A 17,204-nucleotide genomic window follows, 5' to 3' on the forward strand; every position below is an offset into this window, starting at 1 on the left:
CCGCCCCTCCGGCAGGAGGTTTTCGATGAACCGGCGGATCGAAGCCGAACCGCATTCCGCATCCAGCGGCAGTGCCGGCGAAAGTGCAAACGCCTGCCGGTCCGCCGACCATTCATCCGCATAACGCAAGGACCATGATTCGTTGAGCGGCTGGTAGCCAATATCGGCAACATGGCGCTTATGCAGCCATAAGCTTAGCTGGTGATTGGGCTGGTTCCTGTAGCCTCTTCGCCGCCAAGCCGGCCTTGAGGTAGGTGTTGAAGAAGCTCGTGGTCTTTTGGTGTGATGACAAGGGCCAGGCCAAGACCGTCCAGAACTGCCAGGAGCTTGTCGGTGCGAATGCCGCCTGCACCGTTTTCGAGCCGTGATAGCAGGTCCACCGAGACACCGATCAGCGCCGCAGCATCATCAATGCGTAATCCTTGTAGCTTGCGGTGCGCTCGCACTTGTCCGCCAATGTCGGCCATCTCGCTTACGACCTGCACTGTTGGTAACGCTGTGGGGTATTTTCGGCTCATATTTCGGAATTTCAGAAAATCCAATGTGAGCGCTCAGTATATTCCACAAATTTCTGATATTCCGAAACTAGCGGCTTCTCGCTTGCTACTGTAGCGTTTTGATCAAAATCATCGGCCAAAATAAAAACACTGTTATTCTCCCAGTTCGTCGTTTTTCAAACAGCAGCGGCATAGGAGACGGTCATGACGAAGCTCATTCGGTTCGCGCGCCTGGTTTCTCTGTTGGGCGCAAGCGTGGTTTGTAGTGCGGCATATGCAGATCCTTTCCTCGTCGGGCGCGGCATGTCCGACATCACAGGCGAGGCGGCGGAAGTAGGCATGATGGGATACGGCTCGACCTCGCAGGTGTCGGCGGGCATCCACATGCGGCAGCGGGCGCGGGCTTTCATTGTGGTGGACCAGGCCAGCGGCAAGCGCGTGGTCTTCGTCAACAATGACTTGGGCATGGTGTTCCAGGGTGTGCAGCAAGCGGTGCTGCGGCAGTTGCAGGCGCGCTACGGCAACCTGTACTCGGCGGAGAATGTGATCCTCTCTGCGACCCATACGCATGGCGGGCCGGGTGGCTTTTCCCACTACGCGCTGTACAACTTCACTACCTACGGCTTCAACTCGCGCACCTTCGATGCGATTGTCAGCGGCATTGTAGCGGCGATAGACAAGGCGCATCGCGACCTGAAGCCGGGCAGCATCGCTATCGGCAAGGGCGAGCTGACGGATGCCAGCAATAACCGTTCGAATCCTGCCTACCTGCGTAATCCGCAGGCGGAACGCGATCGCTGGGGGCGCAATATCGATCCGGAGATGACGGTGCTGCGCTTCCGCCAAGGCAGCAATGATGTGGGCGTGATCAGCTGGTTCTCAACGCATGGCGTGTCGATGACGCCGCTGAACCGGCTGATCACACCGGATAACAAGGGCTATGCGGAGTGGCGCTGGGAGCACGACTTGAAGGGCGTGCGCTACAACTCGGATGGCGATTTCGTGGCGGCCTTTGCTCAGTCGAACGCGGGCGACATGACGCCGAACCTGAACCTGGATGGCACCGGGCCCACCGCCAATGAACTGGATAACACGCGCATCATCGGCGAGCGGCAGTTGCAGAAGGCGCTTTCCATCTACAACGGCGCGCTGGAGCCGCTGGCAGGGCCGGTGGATTACCGGCAGCGCTACGTCGATTTTTCGCGCGTGACGGTGGCGGCGCCTTTTGCGGACGGTGTGGCGCGCAGCACTTGCCCGGCCGCCATCGGCAGTGCGTTCGCGGCGGGAACGGAAGATGGGCGCGGGCTCGATGGCTTCAATGAGGGCGACCTGACTGGCAATCCATTCTTCCAGGCGCTGGGCGGCATTATCGCGCCGGCGCCGCAGTGGGTGCGCGACTGCCAGGGCGTCAAGCCGGTGTTGCTGTCGACGGGTACGCAGACGCCCTTCCCCTGGTCGCCGGAGGTGCTGCCGGTTTCCATCGTGCGCATCGGGCAGCTGGCGATCATTGCGGCGCCGGCGGAATTCACCATCATGTCGGGGCGCCGCGTGCGGGACACCGTCCGGGCGGCGTTGGGGAGCGATGTGCGGCACCTGGTGTTTGCCGGATATTCGAATGCCTACTCGGGCTATGTCACCACGCCGGAGGAATACGATGCGCAGCATTACGAAGGCGCTTCCACACACTTCGGCAAGTGGACGCTGGGGGCGTACCAGCAAAGCTTCCATGAGCTGGCGACTGCGCTCAGGCAGGGAACGGCGGTTGGCGGCAGCGCGCCGGTGCGGGATTTGAGCGGCAACCAGATGTCGTTCCAGACCGGTGTGGTGCTGGATAACACGCCGATCTTCAAGAGCTTCGGCGATGTGGTGCAGCAGGCGAATGCAAGCTATTCACGGGGCCAGCGTGTTGAGGTTTCGTTCTGGACCGGGCATCCCAAGAATAACCTGCGGCTTAACGGCACCTTCCTGGAAGTGCAGCGCTGGGATGGTGCGGCATGGCGCGCAGTGGCCGTGGATGGGGACTGGAATACGACTTATCGCTGGGTGCGGATCGATCCGGTGTGGGGTACTTCGCAGGCGGTTATTGGATGGAGCATTCCTGCCGATGCGGCGACCGGACAGTATCGCATTCGGCATTACGGCGATTACAAGAACGGCTGGAATGGCGCCATCTATGGTTTGTCGGGGACCAGCAGGACTTTCACTGTAAACTGAGTTTGCGTTGGCGTAGCCGCATGGCCGGTGGCAGCAGGGCTGCCAGCACGAAGAATGGCAGCGACGTCCAGGTGATGAGGAAGAAGTTGAGGACCAAGTAGTAGTAAGCCCGGTCGGATTGCGAAGCTATCAGGAGCCATGCCAGCAGCACGGCTGCAAACTGCAGGAGTATTGCGTGGTTCAGCATCACCAGCCACCGCTTGGGTGGCTGACGCTGAACCAGCTGCTTCTGCAGCATCACAGCGAAGATGCCCGCTGCCATCACGGTTAGCGGTGCTCTTACGATCTCCAGGATCTGGAGGTATGCCCAGGTGAATTCGGTCACTGAAAGTAAAGTTGTCAAAACCGCAAACGGTAGCAGGGCTTGTGCTTTCCTGCCACACCGTTGATCGTTCTCAAAGCCTGCGACTGCGGCCGCTGCCTACAATCGGGTTCACATCCGATCAGGGGAGCCAGCCATGGAATTCAAGGTATTTGCAGACAAGTCCGGGGCGTTTGTCTTTACCGCGCCAGGCTCGCAAGAAACATCCGATGAATTCGACCGGCTGGTAGAGGCCTTCGAAGATGGGCGGATCCAGCAGAAACGCATGGCCGCCCTCTGCGAATCCATGATCCGCGACTTTCGTCCGCTGCTGCGGCCCTACCATATCCTCGCCACGATCCATTTTTCAAAAGGCAAGCACGCAAAGGCTCTTGATACTGCGGTGCGAGGGATGGCGGCCGTGCACGGCATGATTCCGGACGACTTCGCGGGGCCGTTCCCGTGGCATCACGATGGGAACCGGCCTTACCTGGCATTGTTGAAGACTGTCCTGCTTTGCTACGTTGCCGACAAAAAGTATGACAAGGCTACGGACTGGTGCAAGTTGGTTCAGCGCGCGGATCCCGACGATAGTTGCGGCGTGCGTTTCGTGATCGGGCATGCTTTGCTGCGGGCCGGCGAGCATGATAAGGCGCATGCCTGCTTTAACGAGCATGGAGAAGAATACGCGCCCTACTTCTACGAGCTTGGGATAAGCCTGTTTCAGCAGGAAAGGCTGGTTGAGGCGGCGACTGCTTTCCGGCGCGGCATTGCGATCAATCCGTATATCGCAGAGATGATCTTCTACGGGTATCAGCCGAATCCTTATCCGGTCACACATTTCTGGCCAAATGAAAAGCCTCCGCTGGCCAAGCTGTACCTCGGTTCTTATGGCGCGATCTGGGAGGACGGTGTGGAGGCGCAGCGCTTCCTTTACTGGCTCTTTAACCAGTCAGCTGTCCTGGCGGAGCGGGCAAAGATGATGGCGTGCAGGGAGCAGCGCTCCATTGATCTCCGCGTGCCGCAGCCGGATTGGCAGGTTGCGCAGTATCGGGAACTGCTTACAGCCATTGATGACAAGCTATCGAGCGAGATTATGCGGCGCAGGGCCAATGGAGACGGCGGCATGGAGTGGCCGTGGCAGGTCTATAGCTGATTCATGCGAGCGGGCGCGTTCCCGCTTGCGGGCCTGCCTGGCAAAGCACGTGGCCAGTCTCGGTGGCGATACGGAGCTTGGCGAAGCGGTTTTCGCGCAGCTTGTCCGCCAGTGTGGCAAGCAGTATTTCGGCGAACATGCGGATGCTATGCCCGCTCAAGGCGCCTTGGTCGACCAGCAAAGTGAATTCTGTGCCGTGCATATGGATCCGTCCCATGGGGTGATTCAGCCAGGCGGTGGTGGGTTTGGTGGCCAGGGCTTTCATGCTTTCGGCATAGGGGCAACCGTGGAGCTGCAAAAGCTCGCGCAAAGCTGGCAGTGTAGTACCGTCCGCGTAGAGACTTTCGCATTGGGCGCGCGGGTTGGAGAGACTGCGTCCAGCGGCTGGGCCGTGCATGAAGCGGATGGGGAAGCCGCCGGTAATTGCTTCTGTCGTCAGCCTGGAGCCGGCTTGCGGCGGTTCCGCATTTGTACAAGTGAGCTGCACGGAGATCGTTCCTGTTTCGAGCCTGGCGGGTCGCTGCTCACGGTCTACGAAGTTCAGGGCGAATCCCTCGCTTTCGTCCAGTTGCCAGTAGGGGCCGAAGCCCGTGTGTTCTGTGCCGTGAAACGGGGGCAGAAGGCGGTCACCACTGCGGTTCATGAGCGAGACCTTGTCTATGCGGTGGATGACCAGGCCGGGCTGGCTTGGCGTGACCGGGTAGGCTTCGCTTCGGCCATCCATACGGATTGGTGCGGCGGCTTGCGGGAAAAGGTTGATGACCGGTGCGCAGGACAGCCGGAAGTTTGTCGCGTCGGCGTGGCGAAGCCGCTGATCGAAGGCCGGCAGGATGATGTGCAGCGTGATGCGTTTGCACCCGGGCGGGCAGTGTGCGGATAGCGCTTGCAGGTCGAGGTGGAGGAAGTCGAATTTTTGCGGCATGTGGAAAAATTCCGTCAGCAGCCGCGGGCTTTGCTGGCCGGCGTGGTACGGCAGAAGCCAATCTTCGATGCTGGCCCCCGCTGGGGTGAAGGGCGAATTCTCCAATACGTTCCAGCTGGCACCCGCTTCGATGCAAACGCATTGGCTTTGCAGCAGGATGGCGTCGAGCAGTGCTGCGCGCAGCCCAGATTCGCCATCCACCCATATTCTGAACCTTGATGTGGGGGGCTTGTCGAACGAGGTGTTGCTGGCGGTCGACTCAAGGCTGATGCAAAGCGACGAAGTGGATTCGCGTGGAAGGCGCAATGTCGCTGGCACGTCGAGTGTTGGCTGGAATTTAGCTTCGGAAATGACGAGTGGAGCGATGCAGATATCTCCGGTGGTGACGAACCTGCTTGAGCCCGAGCGCAGGATCGTGCCGCGCGGCAGGCTGCTTACCGCGCTGATTTCATTGGGACGCGCGGCCGATGTGTCGACCTGGACGATGCCGCATGCGGGCATCTTGCGCAGGCAGTGCGGCTGGAGAGTTTGCAGCAGCGCTTTGTGGAAGTCGCTGCGTCCGTCTTCGATCAGTTGCTGGGTGGCTGCGTTGAGCAGCGCTACTGATTGCAGCAGGCGCTCGACTTCCGGATCAGTGCTGGCGTCCGGCCCAAGCTCCAGCGCAGCGGCGGTGCTGGCGTGGGCTTCAGCGTACTTTCGCGTTGCCTGGCGCAGGCGGCCCAGCTCTTGTTCGTAGAAATGCAGGAGCTTGTCCATGGCTATTTTTCATTGCGCAGGTTGACGACAATCTTGAGGCCTGTTTCACGCTCGAACCGGTGCAGGCGGAATATCCACAAATAGGCGCGCACCACCAGTCGGGAGAAAGCATGCATGGCCAATGGTGTGGCGGCCAACGCACAAATGGCAAGGCTGCCGCTGCAGCTATCGTAGGCGATATCGGCGGTGAGGATCGGCAGGCCGGTCGCTATGGCGGCGACCATTGACCATCCATCGATGCGGCTTGGCTCCGTGGTGTGGCGCCCCACATGGCTTAACAACACACTGATTGAATTGGTCCTGATCGTGTCGCCCTTCAGTTCCTCTGCCAGCCATATTTCGAAGCGGTGGCCGGTGTGCTTGTCGGTTGCAGTGGTCCAGAGACGCACGATGGTGAGGATGGCTGAACAAAGCATCATCATGGCGACGACGGGTACCCAGTTATTCTCCGGCATGGCGTATGCCGCTAACACGATCACGGGCGCGATGAACATGCACAATGGTACGAAGTAGATAAACACCAGCGTGATGATGGCGATGTCGATCAGGCGTTCGGGGTTGCCACGCTTTGCGGCAAGCCGCCACAGGTAGAACACGCCGCCGATATGGGCAGCTGTCAGGCAGAGTTGCAGGCGTATGCCCAGCGGGTTAAGGCTGATCGGCATCGCGAACAGCGATATAAGCAAGAGGGAGGTGCCCCAGACCAGGGCTGACATGTGCCAGAGGTTCGGGCTTTGCGACGCAGCGGATTGTGGCATGGGGTCACCATTAGGCAGGGATAAGCCTGCTCATGGTGGCACTCAAGAGTTCGGCACTCTTTGAGATGAGACAAAGGTCCAGCGAGCTGCGTTGCGGAAAATGTCCACTTCGGTTCTTGACCCCGAGGTGGACATTTTTTCAGGAAAGGATGTCGTTCCAGATGTTTTGGGCCCAGCTGTTGGCGTAGTGGCCTTCGAGCTCGGTGGGGCCGGGACTGACGCCGCCGCTGCCCGGGACGACGAGCAGCGTTTTCTTTTCGGCGTTGTAGGCGTGCACGCTGGCGACGTGGATGACGTCTTTGTCGCTTACGTAGCTGTAGCAGGTGTTGGTGAGCAGCGGTGATTGTTCGGGCGCGCGGCCGCTTAGCAGGTCGACTACGGCGGCGGCGCAGACCTTGGCGTGTTGGTTGGCCATGTGGCCGGACTTGGGCATCAGGGGGGAGCCCTGGATGGCGTCGCCGATCACGTGGATGTTTTTCGCTTGCGTGGATTCGAAGGTGATGAAGTCGACTTCGCACCAGCGTTTGTTCATGTTGGCCAGGCCGGTCTGTGCGGCGATGGCGCCGGCGCGCTGGGGTGGTACTACGTTCAGCACGTCGGCTTTTACTTTGTCGCCCAGTTCGGAGACGGCGGTGCGGGCGGCTACGTCTACGTCGACAGTCTTGAAGCTGGGACGGTATTCGATGATGCTGGCGTAGCGCTCTTTCCAGACTTTCTTGAACAGCGGGCCTTTGCTGACCACGTCTTCGTTGGCGTCGAGCAGGAGGACTTTGGATTTCGGCTTGTGCTGGCTGAAGTAGTGGGCTACCTGGCATACGCGTTCGTACGGGCCCGGTGGGCAGCGGTATGGCGCGGGCGGTACAGTCATGGCGAATACGCCGCCGTCGTGCATGGCTTCGAGCTGGGCGCGCAGGGCTGTGGTCTGCGGGCCGGCTTTCCAGGCGTGCAGGATCTTGTCTTGTGCACCTTCTACGCTCATGCCGGGCAGTTCGCTCCACAGGAATTCAATGCCGGGACTGAGGATCAGGCGGTCGTAGCTGAGTACTTCGCCGCTTAACAGCTTGATCGTGCGCTTTTCGGGGTCGATGCTGGAGGCGCTGTCGTGCAGGATCTTTACGCCGTGCTTGCGTTGCAGGTCGTCATAGCTGCGGGTCAGGTCTTGCAGCTGGCGTGAGCCGCCCAGCACGAGGTTGGAGAGCGGGCAGCTGACGAAGTTGGCACTCGGTTCGATCAGGGTGACGTCGATGCTGCCCTGGCTCCACAGGCGTACGTACTTGGCGGCGGTGGCGCCGCCGTAGCCGCCGCCGACCACGACCACATGGGCCTGGGCGCGGCCGCCGATGCTGGCGCAGCCGGTGGTAGCTGCGAGGATTGCGGCTGCTTGCACGAATGTTCGACGCTCCATGGTGCCTCCTTGGTCAGGTTTGCATTGTCTCGTCCGCGTAGCTGATGCGATCGCGGCCTTCGTTCTTCGATCGATACAGGGCCAGGTCTGCCTGGTGCAGCAGGTCGGTGGCGGTGGCTTGGCTATGCGGCTTGAAGACGACTGCGCCGAAACTGGCGGTGACCGGCAGGCCGGCGTCGGCGCCAATGTCTACCGGCTCGCTGCGGATGGCATGGCGCAGGGCTTCGATGCGGTTGGCGCCGGCCGGCAGCGACAGGCCTGGCAGCAGTACGAGGAATTCTTCGCCGCCGTAGCGGCCAACGGAGTCGTAGGTGCGCACGGTGGCGATCAGGCGGCGGGAGGTTTCCACCAGCACGGCGTCGCCGGCCAGGTGGCCGTGCGTGTCGTTGATGTTCTTGAATTTGTCCAGGTCGAGCAGGACCAGCACGAAGCTTTCGCCGGTGCGCTGGCTCTTGCCGATTTCGCGCTCGAGGATTTCCATCATTGCGCCGCGGTTCCAGGTGCGTGTGAGGGCGTCCTTCAAGGCGCGTACTTTCAGGGCTTCCTGCGCTTCTTCAAGGGCGCGGGTGCGTTCCTGCACCATCACTTCCAGTTCCGCTTCGCGGCGTTTGTGGACCAGCAGGCGCATGCGGTGGAATAGCAGGAAGCCAAGCGTAATACCGGCGGCGCACAGCACGTAGAAGGGATAGCTGCGCCACCATGGCGGTGCGATGGAGAATGCGAGTTCGGCGGGCTTGGACTGGATGCCGCTGTCGGCATCCACTGCCACGGCCTGGAAGCGGTAATCGCCGCCCGGCAGGGCTGCGTAGCGCATTTCCGGCTGGGCGGAGTCGTTCCATTGGTCTTCCAGGCCGGCCAGGCGGTAGCGGTAGTGCAGGCCCTGGCGGCCTTCGAATTGCAGGCTGGCCAGGCGGAAGACCAGCGGTTCGCGTGACCATGGCAGGCGCGCTGCGCCTGGCGCGAGCTCGGTGCTGCCACGCCTGGCTTCTTCAATCACGACGGGCGGCGCGCCGGTGTCGAACAGGGTTTCGGGGTGCAGCAGGTGCGATAGGCCGTTGCTGGTGGTGACCCACATCGAGCCGTCCTGGTCTTCGTAGAAGCCAATGCCGTTCAAGTCGTTCCATGCCAGGCCGTGGGTCTGGTTCAGCATGCGCCAGCGCTCGCGGTTCCAGACCGCCATGCCGGCGCCGGTGGCGACCCAGAGCCAGCCGCGGCTGTCTTCAACCATGGCGTAGACGCTGCGCTCGCGCAGTACTGGCGCTTCGATGCGGGTGGCGCGTGGCTTGCCTTGCGTAGTCATCTGCCACAGGGCTCCACCGGCGGCGGCCCATAGCTTGCCGTCGCGCGAACAGGCGATGCCGTCGAAGGTGGCTTTGCCTACCGTGTCCCCCAGGGGCAGTACTTGCCATGCCTTGCCGTCGTAGTGCAGCACGTCGGTTACGCTGGGCAGCCACAGGTGGCCTTGCTGGTCCATGCAGCCTGCGCCGACCGGGTTTTCTGGGTGGCGGCCTGCTGTTTCGGGCATCTTCACCAGTTGCGGCTGCGTGCCGGTGGGCGCGCTGGCGGGGAGGACGTAGACGCCTTTCCAGGTTGTCAGCCACATCTGGTCGTTGCGGTCGGCCAGTACTTGCGTGATGAAGGGCAGCTTGGCGACCAGTTCCGTCTTGCCGCTGTCCGGCAGGTAACGCATCAGCATGCCGGAGTAGCTGCCGGCCCATAGCCTGCCGCTGCGGTCCATGTCCATGCTGGCCCATTGCTGGCTGGCCAATGCCGGCGGCGTGCTTGGGGTGGTGAACTTGTTGGCGCCGGGCGCCATCATGGCGTGGCCGTTGCGGGTGCCGATGTGCATGGCGCCCCGGCGGTCGCGCAGGGCCGAGATGATCACGTCGTCGGGCAGGCCGTGCTGGGCGGTCCAGTTTTCCCAGTTGCCGTAGCCTAGCCAGTGCTGCAGGCCGCGGCCGCGCGTTGCCAGCCAGGTGCCGTGGCCCTGGTCGTGCAGGACGGCGGTGATGCCGCCGCCGGCGGCCAGGCCGTTCTCTTTGCCGTAAGCTTCCCAGCGGCCCTGGCGCCAGCGCAGCAGGCCGGGGTCGGCGTTGGTGAGCACGTTGCCGTTGTCGTCGATATGCAGCTCGCTGCGCAGCATGTGCTTGCGCATCATGTCTTGCGGGGGTGTGCGGTCTTCGAAGCGGTTGGCGCCTTTGGGCAGCGTGAAGATGCGCTGGGCGCTGCGGGTCCACAGGTTACCGTCCTTGTCGATGGCGATACTGCTCCATTCGTCGTGCGGCAGCCCTTCTGCTTCGCCCAGCACGCGGATGCGGCCTTCGCTGGCCTGGCACAGGGATGCTTCGCAGGCCAGCCACAGGGTGCCTTTGCTGTCGGCGTAAACACTGCGCACGGCTTGCAGTTCCGGGTGGGCCCTGAGCGTGGCCTGGTCGAAGTAATGGCGGACGCTGGTGCTGTCGCCTTTTGCGGTGATGACGAGCAGGCGGCCTTCGCTTGCCAGCAGCAGGTCGCCGCCGGTGCCTTCAGCCATGGGCTGGTAGGGCCAGACGGGGATCTTCTCGCCGTTCCACAACACGGGCGTCAGGCGGCCCTGGTTCAGGCGGTACAGGTTTTCGTGGTTGCCGATCCATAGCGCGCCGGTACTGCTGCTGTGCAGGGCGGTGACGAAGGGGTCCGTCATTCCTTGCGTGATGCCGTAGCGGCGGAAGTGGGCGCCGTTGTAGCGGAACAGGCCATTTTCGCTGCCTGCCCAGAGGTAGCCGCTGGCGTCCTGGCTCAGTGCCGTGACGGAGAGGTTGCCGAGGCCTTCGCTCTGTCCAAAGTGTTGTAAAGGGATGTGCTGGGGGCTGGCGTCAAGCGTCGCCATACCCAATACGGCCGCAAGCAAGCTTTGGAGCAGTTTCAATCGCATTTCTATTTTTTCTGGGCGGCGAAGTACGCTGCCACTATTTCCAATTGGTCGTCAGTGTAACCTTTGGTTAGCTGGGTCATGATGGTGGCGGGGCGTTTGCCGGTCTTGAAGTCTTTTAGCGCGGCCAGGAGTTGGTCTTTGGGCTGTCCGGCCAAGGGAGGTAGCGCTTTGCCTTGGGTGGCGCCGTTGGTACCGTGGCAGCCGGTGCAGCTTGCGGCAAGGCGTGCGCCGGGCTGGATGGCGTCTGCGGATGCGGCGGGGAGCGTGGTGGACAGCGCGAGCGCCAGGGCGGCGATTGTCTTCATGGTCGTACTCCTGGGGTTTCTAGGGGCATGCCTTGGGCGCGGTGGGCGAGGTAGGCTTCCAGGTCTACCAGGTCGGGGGCACCGTAGGGTGGGACTTCGGCTCGTACGCCGCTCATGCAGTTGCGCAGGCGGCGTTGCAGGCTTCCTACGCCTTGCCATTCAAGGCGGTAGATGGGGTAGGCGTTGGCGTGGCCTTGGGGGATCAGGGCGCCGGCCAGGCGCTTGCCTGCGTTGTTGTCGTGGCATTGGGCGCAGCTGAGGTTCAGCTGGCCGATGCGGGTGGTGAAGAGTTGCTGGCCTCTTGCTGCGGACTGTTTTGTTTCCTTGTCGGTTGCGGGGCTTAGGGGCATGCCGCGGCTTTGCAGGGCGATGTAGGTTTCGAGGGCTAGCAGGTCTTGGGATTCGGGCTTCAGTGGGCTTGCTTGCTGGGCGCCGGTGCGGCATTGGTTGATCTGGCCGGAGAGGGTGATGACTTTGCCGGCCGACTTGCTGAAGCGGGGGAAACCTGTGGCTTTGCCGCGCATGGTGGTTTGGGCGTTGGTGTGGCAGGTGGCGCAGGATTTGCCGTTGCCATCGGTTGGCGCGGTGCGCCAGAGTACCTCTCCGTTGGCGACCCAGAGCATGGCGGGGTTTTGGGTGTCGTCGCGTTGCATTACTTGCGTGGCGGGGGACATGTATTCGGCGCCGGATTTGCGCTCGTTTAAAACCGGTAAACCTGGGTCAGACCCATAGGGTCTGACCCTGTCTGCGGCGAGGGTGGTGGTGCTTATTAGCGCTAGCAGGAGGACGGCGGTTCTCATTGTTGCACTGTCAGCTGCTTTTTTTCGGTCTGGGTGAAGGCGTTGTCGCCGGTCCAGGTGAATTCCAGGGGGCCGCTGGCCGTGGCCTTGATGAAGAAGGCGATGTAGGGGTTGGCGCTCATCGCGGGGTGCAGCTCGGTGCTGATGACCGTTTTGCCGTTGTAGCGACATTCGAATTTGCGGATGATGTCGCGCGGGAGGAGCTTGCCGTCGGGGCCGGGGCGGAAGCCTGTTTCCATTGTGTGGGCGATCAGGGCACGCACTTCGATCACTTCGCCGGGCTTGGCGGTGGCGGGCATGTGGATCAGGGCGCTGGCCATGTCAGATTGCCTCGCCTTCGACGCAGGCGGCCAACGCCACGATCACGTCGACTGTCTGCTGCCACCATTGGCCGTCGCTGGTGCGGGCGATTGCGGTGAGCGTCTGGCTGGTGGCGAGGCGGATGCGGGTGCTGATTTCTGGCTTGCCGGCCAAGGGTGTCAGCTTGAAGCGGACCACGTCGGGCAAAGGGTTCTTTTCGTTGAAGATGGCGATGTCGGTGACGTGGGATTGCTCGGTCATGGGGCTGTCGACGCGCACGGTGACGGGGACTGCGTTGCCGTTGTCGATCAAGGTTGCGATGTCGATCTGTACGCGGGCGCGCTGGATCCTGGCGTTGTTGGTGTAGGCGCCGATGGCGGCTGTCATCTCGGCGGGCGTGGCCTGGGCTGGGCGAACCAGGGCCAGCAGGGGGAGCGCGGCTAGGAGTTGGCGGCGGGTGGTCATTTGTTTTCTTCGCGCAGGGTGGCGAGGTAGGCGACTACGTCTTCCACTTGCTGCTCGGTGAGGATGGGTTTGTCGCGGTGCGATGGCGCTACGCGTGTCAGGCCGGTGGTTTTGCGGTACGCGGGCATGATGGTGCCGGGGTTGATTGCGCTGCTGTCGGCTATCCGCTGGCGGAGCTGGGCGGGGGTGTAGCGGTCGCCTACGCCTGCCAGGTCGGGGGCCAGGTTGCCTTGGAAGCGCTCCTCGGGGATGGGGGCGGGGTGGCAGAGGAGGCAGAGGCCTAGCTGGCGGTTGGCGACTATGGCGCGGCCGGTGTCGGGGTTGCCTGGTTGGGCGTGGGCGGGGGCTATTGTTATGGCTGACGCTAGCAGAAACCGGTAAACCGGTGTCAGACCCAAGGGTCTGACACCGTCTGAGCGAAGGGCGCGGACTGGCGGCATTTGGGGCGCCTCGCCTCTTTCTATGCCTTTTTCAGGCTGTGGTTTTTTAGCGGGAGGTCGCGGATGCGTTTTCCGGTGGCGGCGAAGATGGCGTTCAGCACTGCGGGGGCGGCTACGGCGATTGTTGGCTCGCCTACTCCGCCCCAGAAGCCGCCGCTTGGCATGACGACCGTTTCGACTTTCGGCATTTCGTCCATCTTCAGCACGTTGTAGGTGTCGAAGTTGGTTTGCTCGGCCTGGCCGTCCTTGATGGTGATCTCGCCGTACAAGGCGGCGCTCAGGCCGTAGACGAAGCTGCCTTCCACTTGCGCTTCGATCTGTTGCGGGTTCACTGCGTGGCCGGGATCGGTGGCGGCGACGATGCGGTGGATCTTCAGCTTGCCGTCTTTGCTGACCGAGACTTCGGCCACGGCGGCGACGTAGCTGCCGAAGCCCATGGTCTGGGCGATGCCGCGGTAGATGCCTTTCTTCGGTGGCTTGCTCCAGCCGGCTTTCTCGGCCGCTGCGTTGAGGACCGCCAGGTGTTTCGGGCTGTCTTTCATCAGCTTGCGGCGCAGGGCAAGCGGGTCCTGCTTCGTGGCGTGGGCGATTTCGTCGATGAAGCATTCGACGTAGATCGCGTTCTGGTTCAGGTTCACGCCGCGCCAGAAGCCTGGCGGCACGGCGGGGTTGCGCATGGCGTGGTCGATCAGCAGGTTCGGGATGGTGTAGCCGAACGAAGCTTCCGGGCCGGGCGGGTTAAGGCCCTGGAAGACTGCGGGATCCTTGCCGTCCTTGACGTTCTGCGGGAACAGCGCGGCCAGGATCGACTGGCCGGCAATGCGCATGTGCAGTGCGGTCACCTCGCCTTTTGCGTCCAGGCCTGCGGTCAGTTTGCATTGGCTGACCGGGTGGTAGCGGCCGTGCTGCATGTCTTCTTCGCGGGTCCAGATCAACTTGATCGGTGTGCCGGGCATTTCCTTGGCGATCTTCACGACCTGCGTCACCCAGTCGTGCGTGGCGCCGCGGCGGCCAAAGCCGCCGCCGAGGTGCAATTTCGTCACGTCGCATTTGGCCAGCGGCAGGCCGGCGGCCTCGCTGGTGGCGGCCAAGGCGGCTTCGCCGTTCTGCGTTGGTGTCCAGACGTCGCAGCGCTCGGGCGTCCACACGGCGGTGGCGTTCATCACCTCCATCGTGGCGTGGTTCTGGTGCGGGTAGCTGTAGACGGCTTCGATTTTGCGGTGGGCGCTGGCCAGGGCGGCTTTGGCGTCGCCGTTGCTGTTGCCGACTGCGGCTTCGGGTGCGTCCAGGCCTGCCTTGATCCAGGCGGCGGTGTCCTTGCTGTTCATGCCGGCGTTGGGGCCTTTGTCCCATTCGATCGGCAAGGCATCGAGGGCGCTGCGGGCGCGCCACCAGGTGTCGGCCACCACAGCCACTGCGCTGTCGCCTACCTGCAGTACTTTTTTCACGCCGGGCTTGCTGGCGATAGCTGCAGCGTCAAAGCTCTTCACCTTGCCGCCGAAGACCGGGCAGTCCTTGATAGCGGCGTTCAGCATGCCCGGCAGCTTGAAGTCCATGCCGTAGATCTGCTTGCCGGTGGTCTTGTCGACCGTGTCCAGGCGCGCCAGGCGCTTGCCGGCCAGCTTCCAGTCTTTCGGGTCTTTCAGCTTGATGTCGGCGGCGGCGGGTGCCTGCAGCTTGCCGGCGGCGTCGGCGACTTTTCCGTAGGTGAGCGCGCGGCCGGTTGGCGTGTGGGTGATCACGCTTTTCGCGGCCACGCATTCATTCGCGGGCACGCCCCATTGGGTAGCTGCGGCCTGCACCAGCATCGTGCGGGCTGCGGCGCCGCCCTTGCGCACGTATTCGTGCGATTCGCGCACGCCGCGGCTGCCGCCGGTGGAGAAGCTGCCCCACACCCGGTTGCGCGCCAGCTGGCGGCCGGGCGAGGGGTATTCGGTGGTGACCTTGCTCCAGTCGCCGTCCAGTTCTTCCACCACCAGCTGCGCCAGGCCGGTCAGCGTGCCCTGGCCCATTTCGGAGCGGGCGATGCGGACCACGATGGTGTCGTCCGGTTTGACGACGACCCAGGCGTTGATTTCAGGCGCGTCGGGAGCGGCAGCGGTTGGCGCCTGCTGCGCTTCTGCGAACGGGATGTGGAAGCCGAACATCAGGCCTGCGGTGGCGCCCAGCGAGCGGCCGATGAAACCACGACGGGTCATGCCGCTCATGCTTTGCTCCCTTCCACGATGTCCAGGCCTGCGGTCTTCACGTCGCCGCCTTTGGCAATCACGTGGATCGCCTTGCGCACGCGGTTATAGGTGCCGCAGCGGCAGATGTTGGTCATGGCGGCGTCGATATCGGCGTCGGTCGGGTTCTTCTTCTGTTTCAGCAGCGCGGCGGCGGCCATGATCATGCCGGACTGGCAGAAGCCGCATTGCGGCACATCCAGCGCGGCCCAGGCTTTTTGCACCGGGTGGCTGCCGTCCAGGCCCAGGCCTTCGATGGTGACGATCTTCTGCCCGGCCGTCACGGTGGAGACAGGGCGCACGCAGCTGCGCGTCGGTTCGCCGTCAATGTGCACGGTGCAGGCGCCGCACTGCGCTACGCCGCAGCCGTATTTGGTGCCGGTGAGTCCCAGCTGTTCGCGGATCACCCACAACAGCGGGGTATCTTCTTCGGCCTCGAACTCGCGTACCTGGCCATTGACGTGCAATTTCATGTCCTGCCTCCGGGGGAATAGGTGGGATGTGAATCCGCGAAATATTACTCCCGTTTTAGCTAACTTGTGTTCGTTCGGGCAATTTTGACTTAGGTCAAAGATTTTGCTGCGTCGCATCAATACACTTTCAGTCAGCAAATCTCAATGACCAAACGAAAGAGGCAGTGAAATGAAGAAAGCGATTTTGGCAGTTGTCCTGGGTAGCGTGGCGCTTGGTGCAATGGCACAGGAAACCCCTTGGCAGGTGCGCGCACGTGCCGTGCACATCAACCCTGCGGACAAGTCCGATCCGATCCTCGGCGTGGGACCATCCGACCTCATCAGCGTCAGCAACAAGACCATTCCGGAAGTGGATATTTCATACTTCTTCACCCCAAATATTTCCGCCGAGCTGGTGCTGACCTATCCGCAGAAGCATGACGTGTACATTGATGGCGAGTCCATCGGTACCTTCAAGCACCTGCCGCCGACCCTGCTGGCGCAGTACCACTTCATGCCGTCCGCCCAGTTCAGCCCGTACGTTGGCGTGGGTGTGAACTGGACCACCTTCTCCAAGAACAAGATGCTGGGCGGCCTGGGCAGCCTGGAGCATGACAGCTTCGGCCTGGCCCTGCAGGCTGGCGTGGATTACAAGCTGGACAAGAACTGGTCGCTCAACCTGGACATCAAGAAAGTGCAGATCCGCAGCGACGTGCTGCTGGCGGGCGTGAAGGTCAGCAAGGTAAAGGTTGATCCTGTAATGCTGGGCGTGGGCGTAGGCTACCGCTTCTAATTGCTGAACAGTCCGCCCTGCACTTCCGCGCGCAGCTCCTGGGCCAGCGCGCGGCGGCGCGGGTCGGTGGCGAAGTAGCCGATATCGACCGCCACGCCTTTCGATTCAAGGTGAATCAGGTCGCCATAGCGGGCCGGCATTTGCAGCCGCAGGAAGTAAAGTTCGAGCTGCGTCACGCTCATCTTGCCGGCGGAGACCTGTTCCACCAGCAGCTTGCCGTTGGCGAGCACGATGTGTTCATAGTCCGTGGCATGGCGAGCGAAGTAAAGGAAAGCGGCCGCCACGGCCGTCATCTCCAGCACGGTGAAGAAAAGCACCTGCCACATGCCGATCAACACAAAGCCCGTTGCGACCGCAAACGAGAACAGGCACATCAAGGCATAAGCCATCCCCATCTGCTGGGGCGACAATGAGCAATTGCGCCGCAGAAGCCATTCCCTGCGTTCGCTGAGCAAGTCCCGGTTCATGAGACATTCTAGGCACAACTCGCTGCCAAAAGCA

Annotated in this window: 17 protein-coding genes and 1 pseudogene; 3 read left to right on the forward strand and 15 right to left on the reverse strand. The window is 62.3% G+C overall.

Annotated features, from left to right (window positions below; translation table 11 throughout):
- Positions 1-15: 15 nt before the first annotated feature.
- Both ASE26_RS31510 and ASE26_RS12615 read right to left on the reverse strand, forming a co-directional pair.
- Positions 16-186 (reverse strand): annotated as a pseudogene (locus ASE26_RS31510) (type II toxin-antitoxin system HipA family toxin); the annotation flags it as partial.
- A gap of 8 nt (positions 187-194) precedes the next feature.
- Complete coding sequence (locus tag ASE26_RS12615; protein WP_373922109.1) at positions 195-467, reverse strand: helix-turn-helix domain-containing protein; 273 nt, start codon at positions 465-467, stop codon at positions 195-197.
- Between the two features lie 234 nt (positions 468-701).
- Between ASE26_RS12615 and ASE26_RS12620 the strand changes: the two genes are divergently transcribed.
- On the forward strand, positions 702-2,711 hold the full coding sequence (locus ASE26_RS12620) for a neutral/alkaline ceramidase (RefSeq protein WP_057246354.1): 2,010 nt from the start codon (positions 702-704) through the stop codon (positions 2,709-2,711).
- On the opposite strand, the gene ASE26_RS12625 is transcribed toward ASE26_RS12620, so the two are convergent.
- Positions 2,698-2,973 carry a hypothetical protein gene (locus tag ASE26_RS12625; RefSeq protein ID WP_055938675.1) on the reverse strand — a complete coding sequence of 92 codons (276 nt, stop codon included), beginning with the start codon at positions 2,971-2,973 and terminating at the stop codon, positions 2,698-2,700. The genes ASE26_RS12620 and ASE26_RS12625 overlap by 14 nt on opposite strands.
- A 196-nt stretch (positions 2,974-3,169) precedes the next feature.
- Here ASE26_RS12625 and ASE26_RS12630 point away from each other — a divergent pair, with 196 nt between their 5' ends.
- The gene (locus ASE26_RS12630) at positions 3,170-4,168 is read left to right on the forward strand and encodes a tetratricopeptide repeat protein (RefSeq protein WP_055938678.1); all 999 of its coding nucleotides are present in this window, start codon (positions 3,170-3,172) and stop codon (positions 4,166-4,168) included.
- Position 4,169: 1 nt separating this feature from the next.
- Here ASE26_RS12630 and tssF read toward each other — a convergent pair whose 3' ends face one another.
- The 11 genes from tssF to ASE26_RS12685 form a co-directional block, all read right to left on the reverse strand.
- Positions 4,170-5,846: a type VI secretion system baseplate subunit TssF gene (gene tssF / locus ASE26_RS12635; RefSeq protein ID WP_055938681.1), complete on the reverse strand. Its 1,677-nt coding sequence runs from the start codon at positions 5,844-5,846 to the stop codon at positions 4,170-4,172.
- A gap of 2 nt (positions 5,847-5,848) precedes the next feature.
- The gene (locus tag ASE26_RS12640; protein WP_057246355.1) at positions 5,849-6,604 is read right to left on the reverse strand and encodes a hypothetical protein; all 756 of its coding nucleotides are present in this window, start codon (positions 6,602-6,604) and stop codon (positions 5,849-5,851) included.
- Between the two features lie 139 nt (positions 6,605-6,743).
- Positions 6,744-8,009: an NAD(P)/FAD-dependent oxidoreductase gene (locus ASE26_RS12645; protein ID WP_055938686.1), complete on the reverse strand. Its 1,266-nt coding sequence runs from the start codon at positions 8,007-8,009 to the stop codon at positions 6,744-6,746.
- Positions 8,010-8,022: 13 nt separating this feature from the next.
- The gene (locus ASE26_RS12650) at positions 8,023-10,917 is read right to left on the reverse strand and encodes a ligand-binding sensor domain-containing diguanylate cyclase (protein WP_162259171.1); all 2,895 of its coding nucleotides are present in this window, start codon (positions 10,915-10,917) and stop codon (positions 8,023-8,025) included.
- Between the two features lie 8 nt (positions 10,918-10,925).
- Complete coding sequence (locus tag ASE26_RS12655; RefSeq protein WP_055938692.1) at positions 10,926-11,228, reverse strand: c-type cytochrome; 303 nt, start codon at positions 11,226-11,228, stop codon at positions 10,926-10,928.
- Entirely contained in the window at positions 11,225-11,881 is a 657-nt protein-coding gene (soxA, locus tag ASE26_RS12660; protein WP_200953872.1) for a sulfur oxidation c-type cytochrome SoxA, read from the reverse strand. Before soxA ends, ASE26_RS12655 begins: the two co-directional genes overlap by 4 nt.
- 143 nt (positions 11,882-12,024) lie before the next feature.
- The gene (gene soxZ / locus ASE26_RS12665) at positions 12,025-12,348 is read right to left on the reverse strand and encodes a thiosulfate oxidation carrier complex protein SoxZ (protein WP_055938695.1); all 324 of its coding nucleotides are present in this window, start codon (positions 12,346-12,348) and stop codon (positions 12,025-12,027) included.
- 1 nt (position 12,349) lies between these two features.
- Positions 12,350-12,793: a SoxY-related AACIE arm protein gene (locus tag ASE26_RS12670; RefSeq protein ID WP_055938698.1), complete on the reverse strand. Its 444-nt coding sequence runs from the start codon at positions 12,791-12,793 to the stop codon at positions 12,350-12,352.
- Positions 12,790-13,233: a sulfur oxidation c-type cytochrome SoxX gene (gene soxX / locus ASE26_RS12675; RefSeq protein WP_055938701.1), complete on the reverse strand. Its 444-nt coding sequence runs from the start codon at positions 13,231-13,233 to the stop codon at positions 12,790-12,792. The genes ASE26_RS12670 and soxX overlap by 4 nt, the downstream gene beginning before the upstream one ends.
- 20 nt (positions 13,234-13,253) lie before the next feature.
- On the reverse strand, positions 13,254-15,440 hold the full coding sequence (locus ASE26_RS12680; RefSeq protein WP_055938704.1) for a xanthine dehydrogenase family protein molybdopterin-binding subunit: 2,187 nt from the start codon (positions 15,438-15,440) through the stop codon (positions 13,254-13,256).
- On the reverse strand, positions 15,437-15,931 hold the full coding sequence (locus tag ASE26_RS12685; protein WP_055938709.1) for a (2Fe-2S)-binding protein: 495 nt from the start codon (positions 15,929-15,931) through the stop codon (positions 15,437-15,439). Before ASE26_RS12685 ends, ASE26_RS12680 begins: the two co-directional genes overlap by 4 nt.
- Before the next feature lie 169 nt (positions 15,932-16,100).
- On the opposite strand from ASE26_RS12685, the gene ASE26_RS12690 reads away from it, so the two are divergent.
- The gene (locus tag ASE26_RS12690; protein ID WP_055938712.1) at positions 16,101-16,703 is read left to right on the forward strand and encodes an OmpW family protein; all 603 of its coding nucleotides are present in this window, start codon (positions 16,101-16,103) and stop codon (positions 16,701-16,703) included.
- Here ASE26_RS12690 and ASE26_RS12695 read toward each other — a convergent pair.
- A complete protein-coding gene (locus ASE26_RS12695; protein WP_082507617.1) occupies positions 16,700-17,170 on the reverse strand; it encodes a DUF2244 domain-containing protein in 471 nt (156 codons plus the stop codon). The two genes, ASE26_RS12690 and ASE26_RS12695, sit on opposite strands and share 4 nt — an antisense overlap.
- Between the last annotated feature and the right edge of the window lie 34 nt (positions 17,171-17,204).

Origin of the sequence: Duganella sp. Root198D2 (genome assembly GCF_001428585.1) — a bacterium.
In the GTDB taxonomy this organism is placed as follows: domain Bacteria; phylum Pseudomonadota; class Gammaproteobacteria; order Burkholderiales; family Burkholderiaceae_D; genus Rugamonas.

Coding starts and splice junctions, on each gene's coding strand:
- tssF (WP_055938681.1), bottom strand. CDS start 5,846: ATGGACAAGCTCCTGCATTTCTACGAACAAGAGCTGGGCCGCCTGCGC.
- ASE26_RS12670 (WP_055938698.1), bottom strand. CDS start 12,793: ATGACCACCCGCCGCCAACTCCTAGCCGCGCTCCCCCTGCTGGCCCTG.
- soxZ (WP_055938695.1), bottom strand. CDS start 12,348: ATGGCCAGCGCCCTGATCCACATGCCCGCCACCGCCAAGCCCGGCGAA.
- ASE26_RS12685 (WP_055938709.1), bottom strand. CDS start 15,931: ATGAAATTGCACGTCAATGGCCAGGTACGCGAGTTCGAGGCCGAAGAA.
- soxX (WP_055938701.1), bottom strand. CDS start 13,233: ATGCCGCCAGTCCGCGCCCTTCGCTCAGACGGTGTCAGACCCTTGGGT.
- ASE26_RS12690 (WP_055938712.1), top strand. CDS start 16,101: ATGAAGAAAGCGATTTTGGCAGTTGTCCTGGGTAGCGTGGCGCTTGGT.
- ASE26_RS12695 (WP_082507617.1), bottom strand. CDS start 17,170: ATGAACCGGGACTTGCTCAGCGAACGCAGGGAATGGCTTCTGCGGCGC.
- ASE26_RS12645 (WP_055938686.1), bottom strand. CDS start 8,009: ATGGAGCGTCGAACATTCGTGCAAGCAGCCGCAATCCTCGCAGCTACC.
- ASE26_RS12655 (WP_055938692.1), bottom strand. CDS start 11,228: ATGAAGACAATCGCCGCCCTGGCGCTCGCGCTGTCCACCACGCTCCCC.
- ASE26_RS12680 (WP_055938704.1), bottom strand. CDS start 15,440: ATGAGCGGCATGACCCGTCGTGGTTTCATCGGCCGCTCGCTGGGCGCC.
- ASE26_RS12630 (WP_055938678.1), top strand. CDS start 3,170: ATGGAATTCAAGGTATTTGCAGACAAGTCCGGGGCGTTTGTCTTTACC.
- ASE26_RS12625 (WP_055938675.1), bottom strand. CDS start 2,973: ATGGCAGCGGGCATCTTCGCTGTGATGCTGCAGAAGCAGCTGGTTCAG.
- ASE26_RS12620 (WP_057246354.1), top strand. CDS start 702: ATGACGAAGCTCATTCGGTTCGCGCGCCTGGTTTCTCTGTTGGGCGCA.
- ASE26_RS12615 (WP_373922109.1), bottom strand. CDS start 467: ATGGCCGACATTGGCGGACAAGTGCGAGCGCACCGCAAGCTACAAGGA.
- soxA (WP_200953872.1), bottom strand. CDS start 11,881: ATGCAACGCGACGACACCCAAAACCCCGCCATGCTCTGGGTCGCCAAC.
- ASE26_RS12640 (WP_057246355.1), bottom strand. CDS start 6,604: ATGCCACAATCCGCTGCGTCGCAAAGCCCGAACCTCTGGCACATGTCA.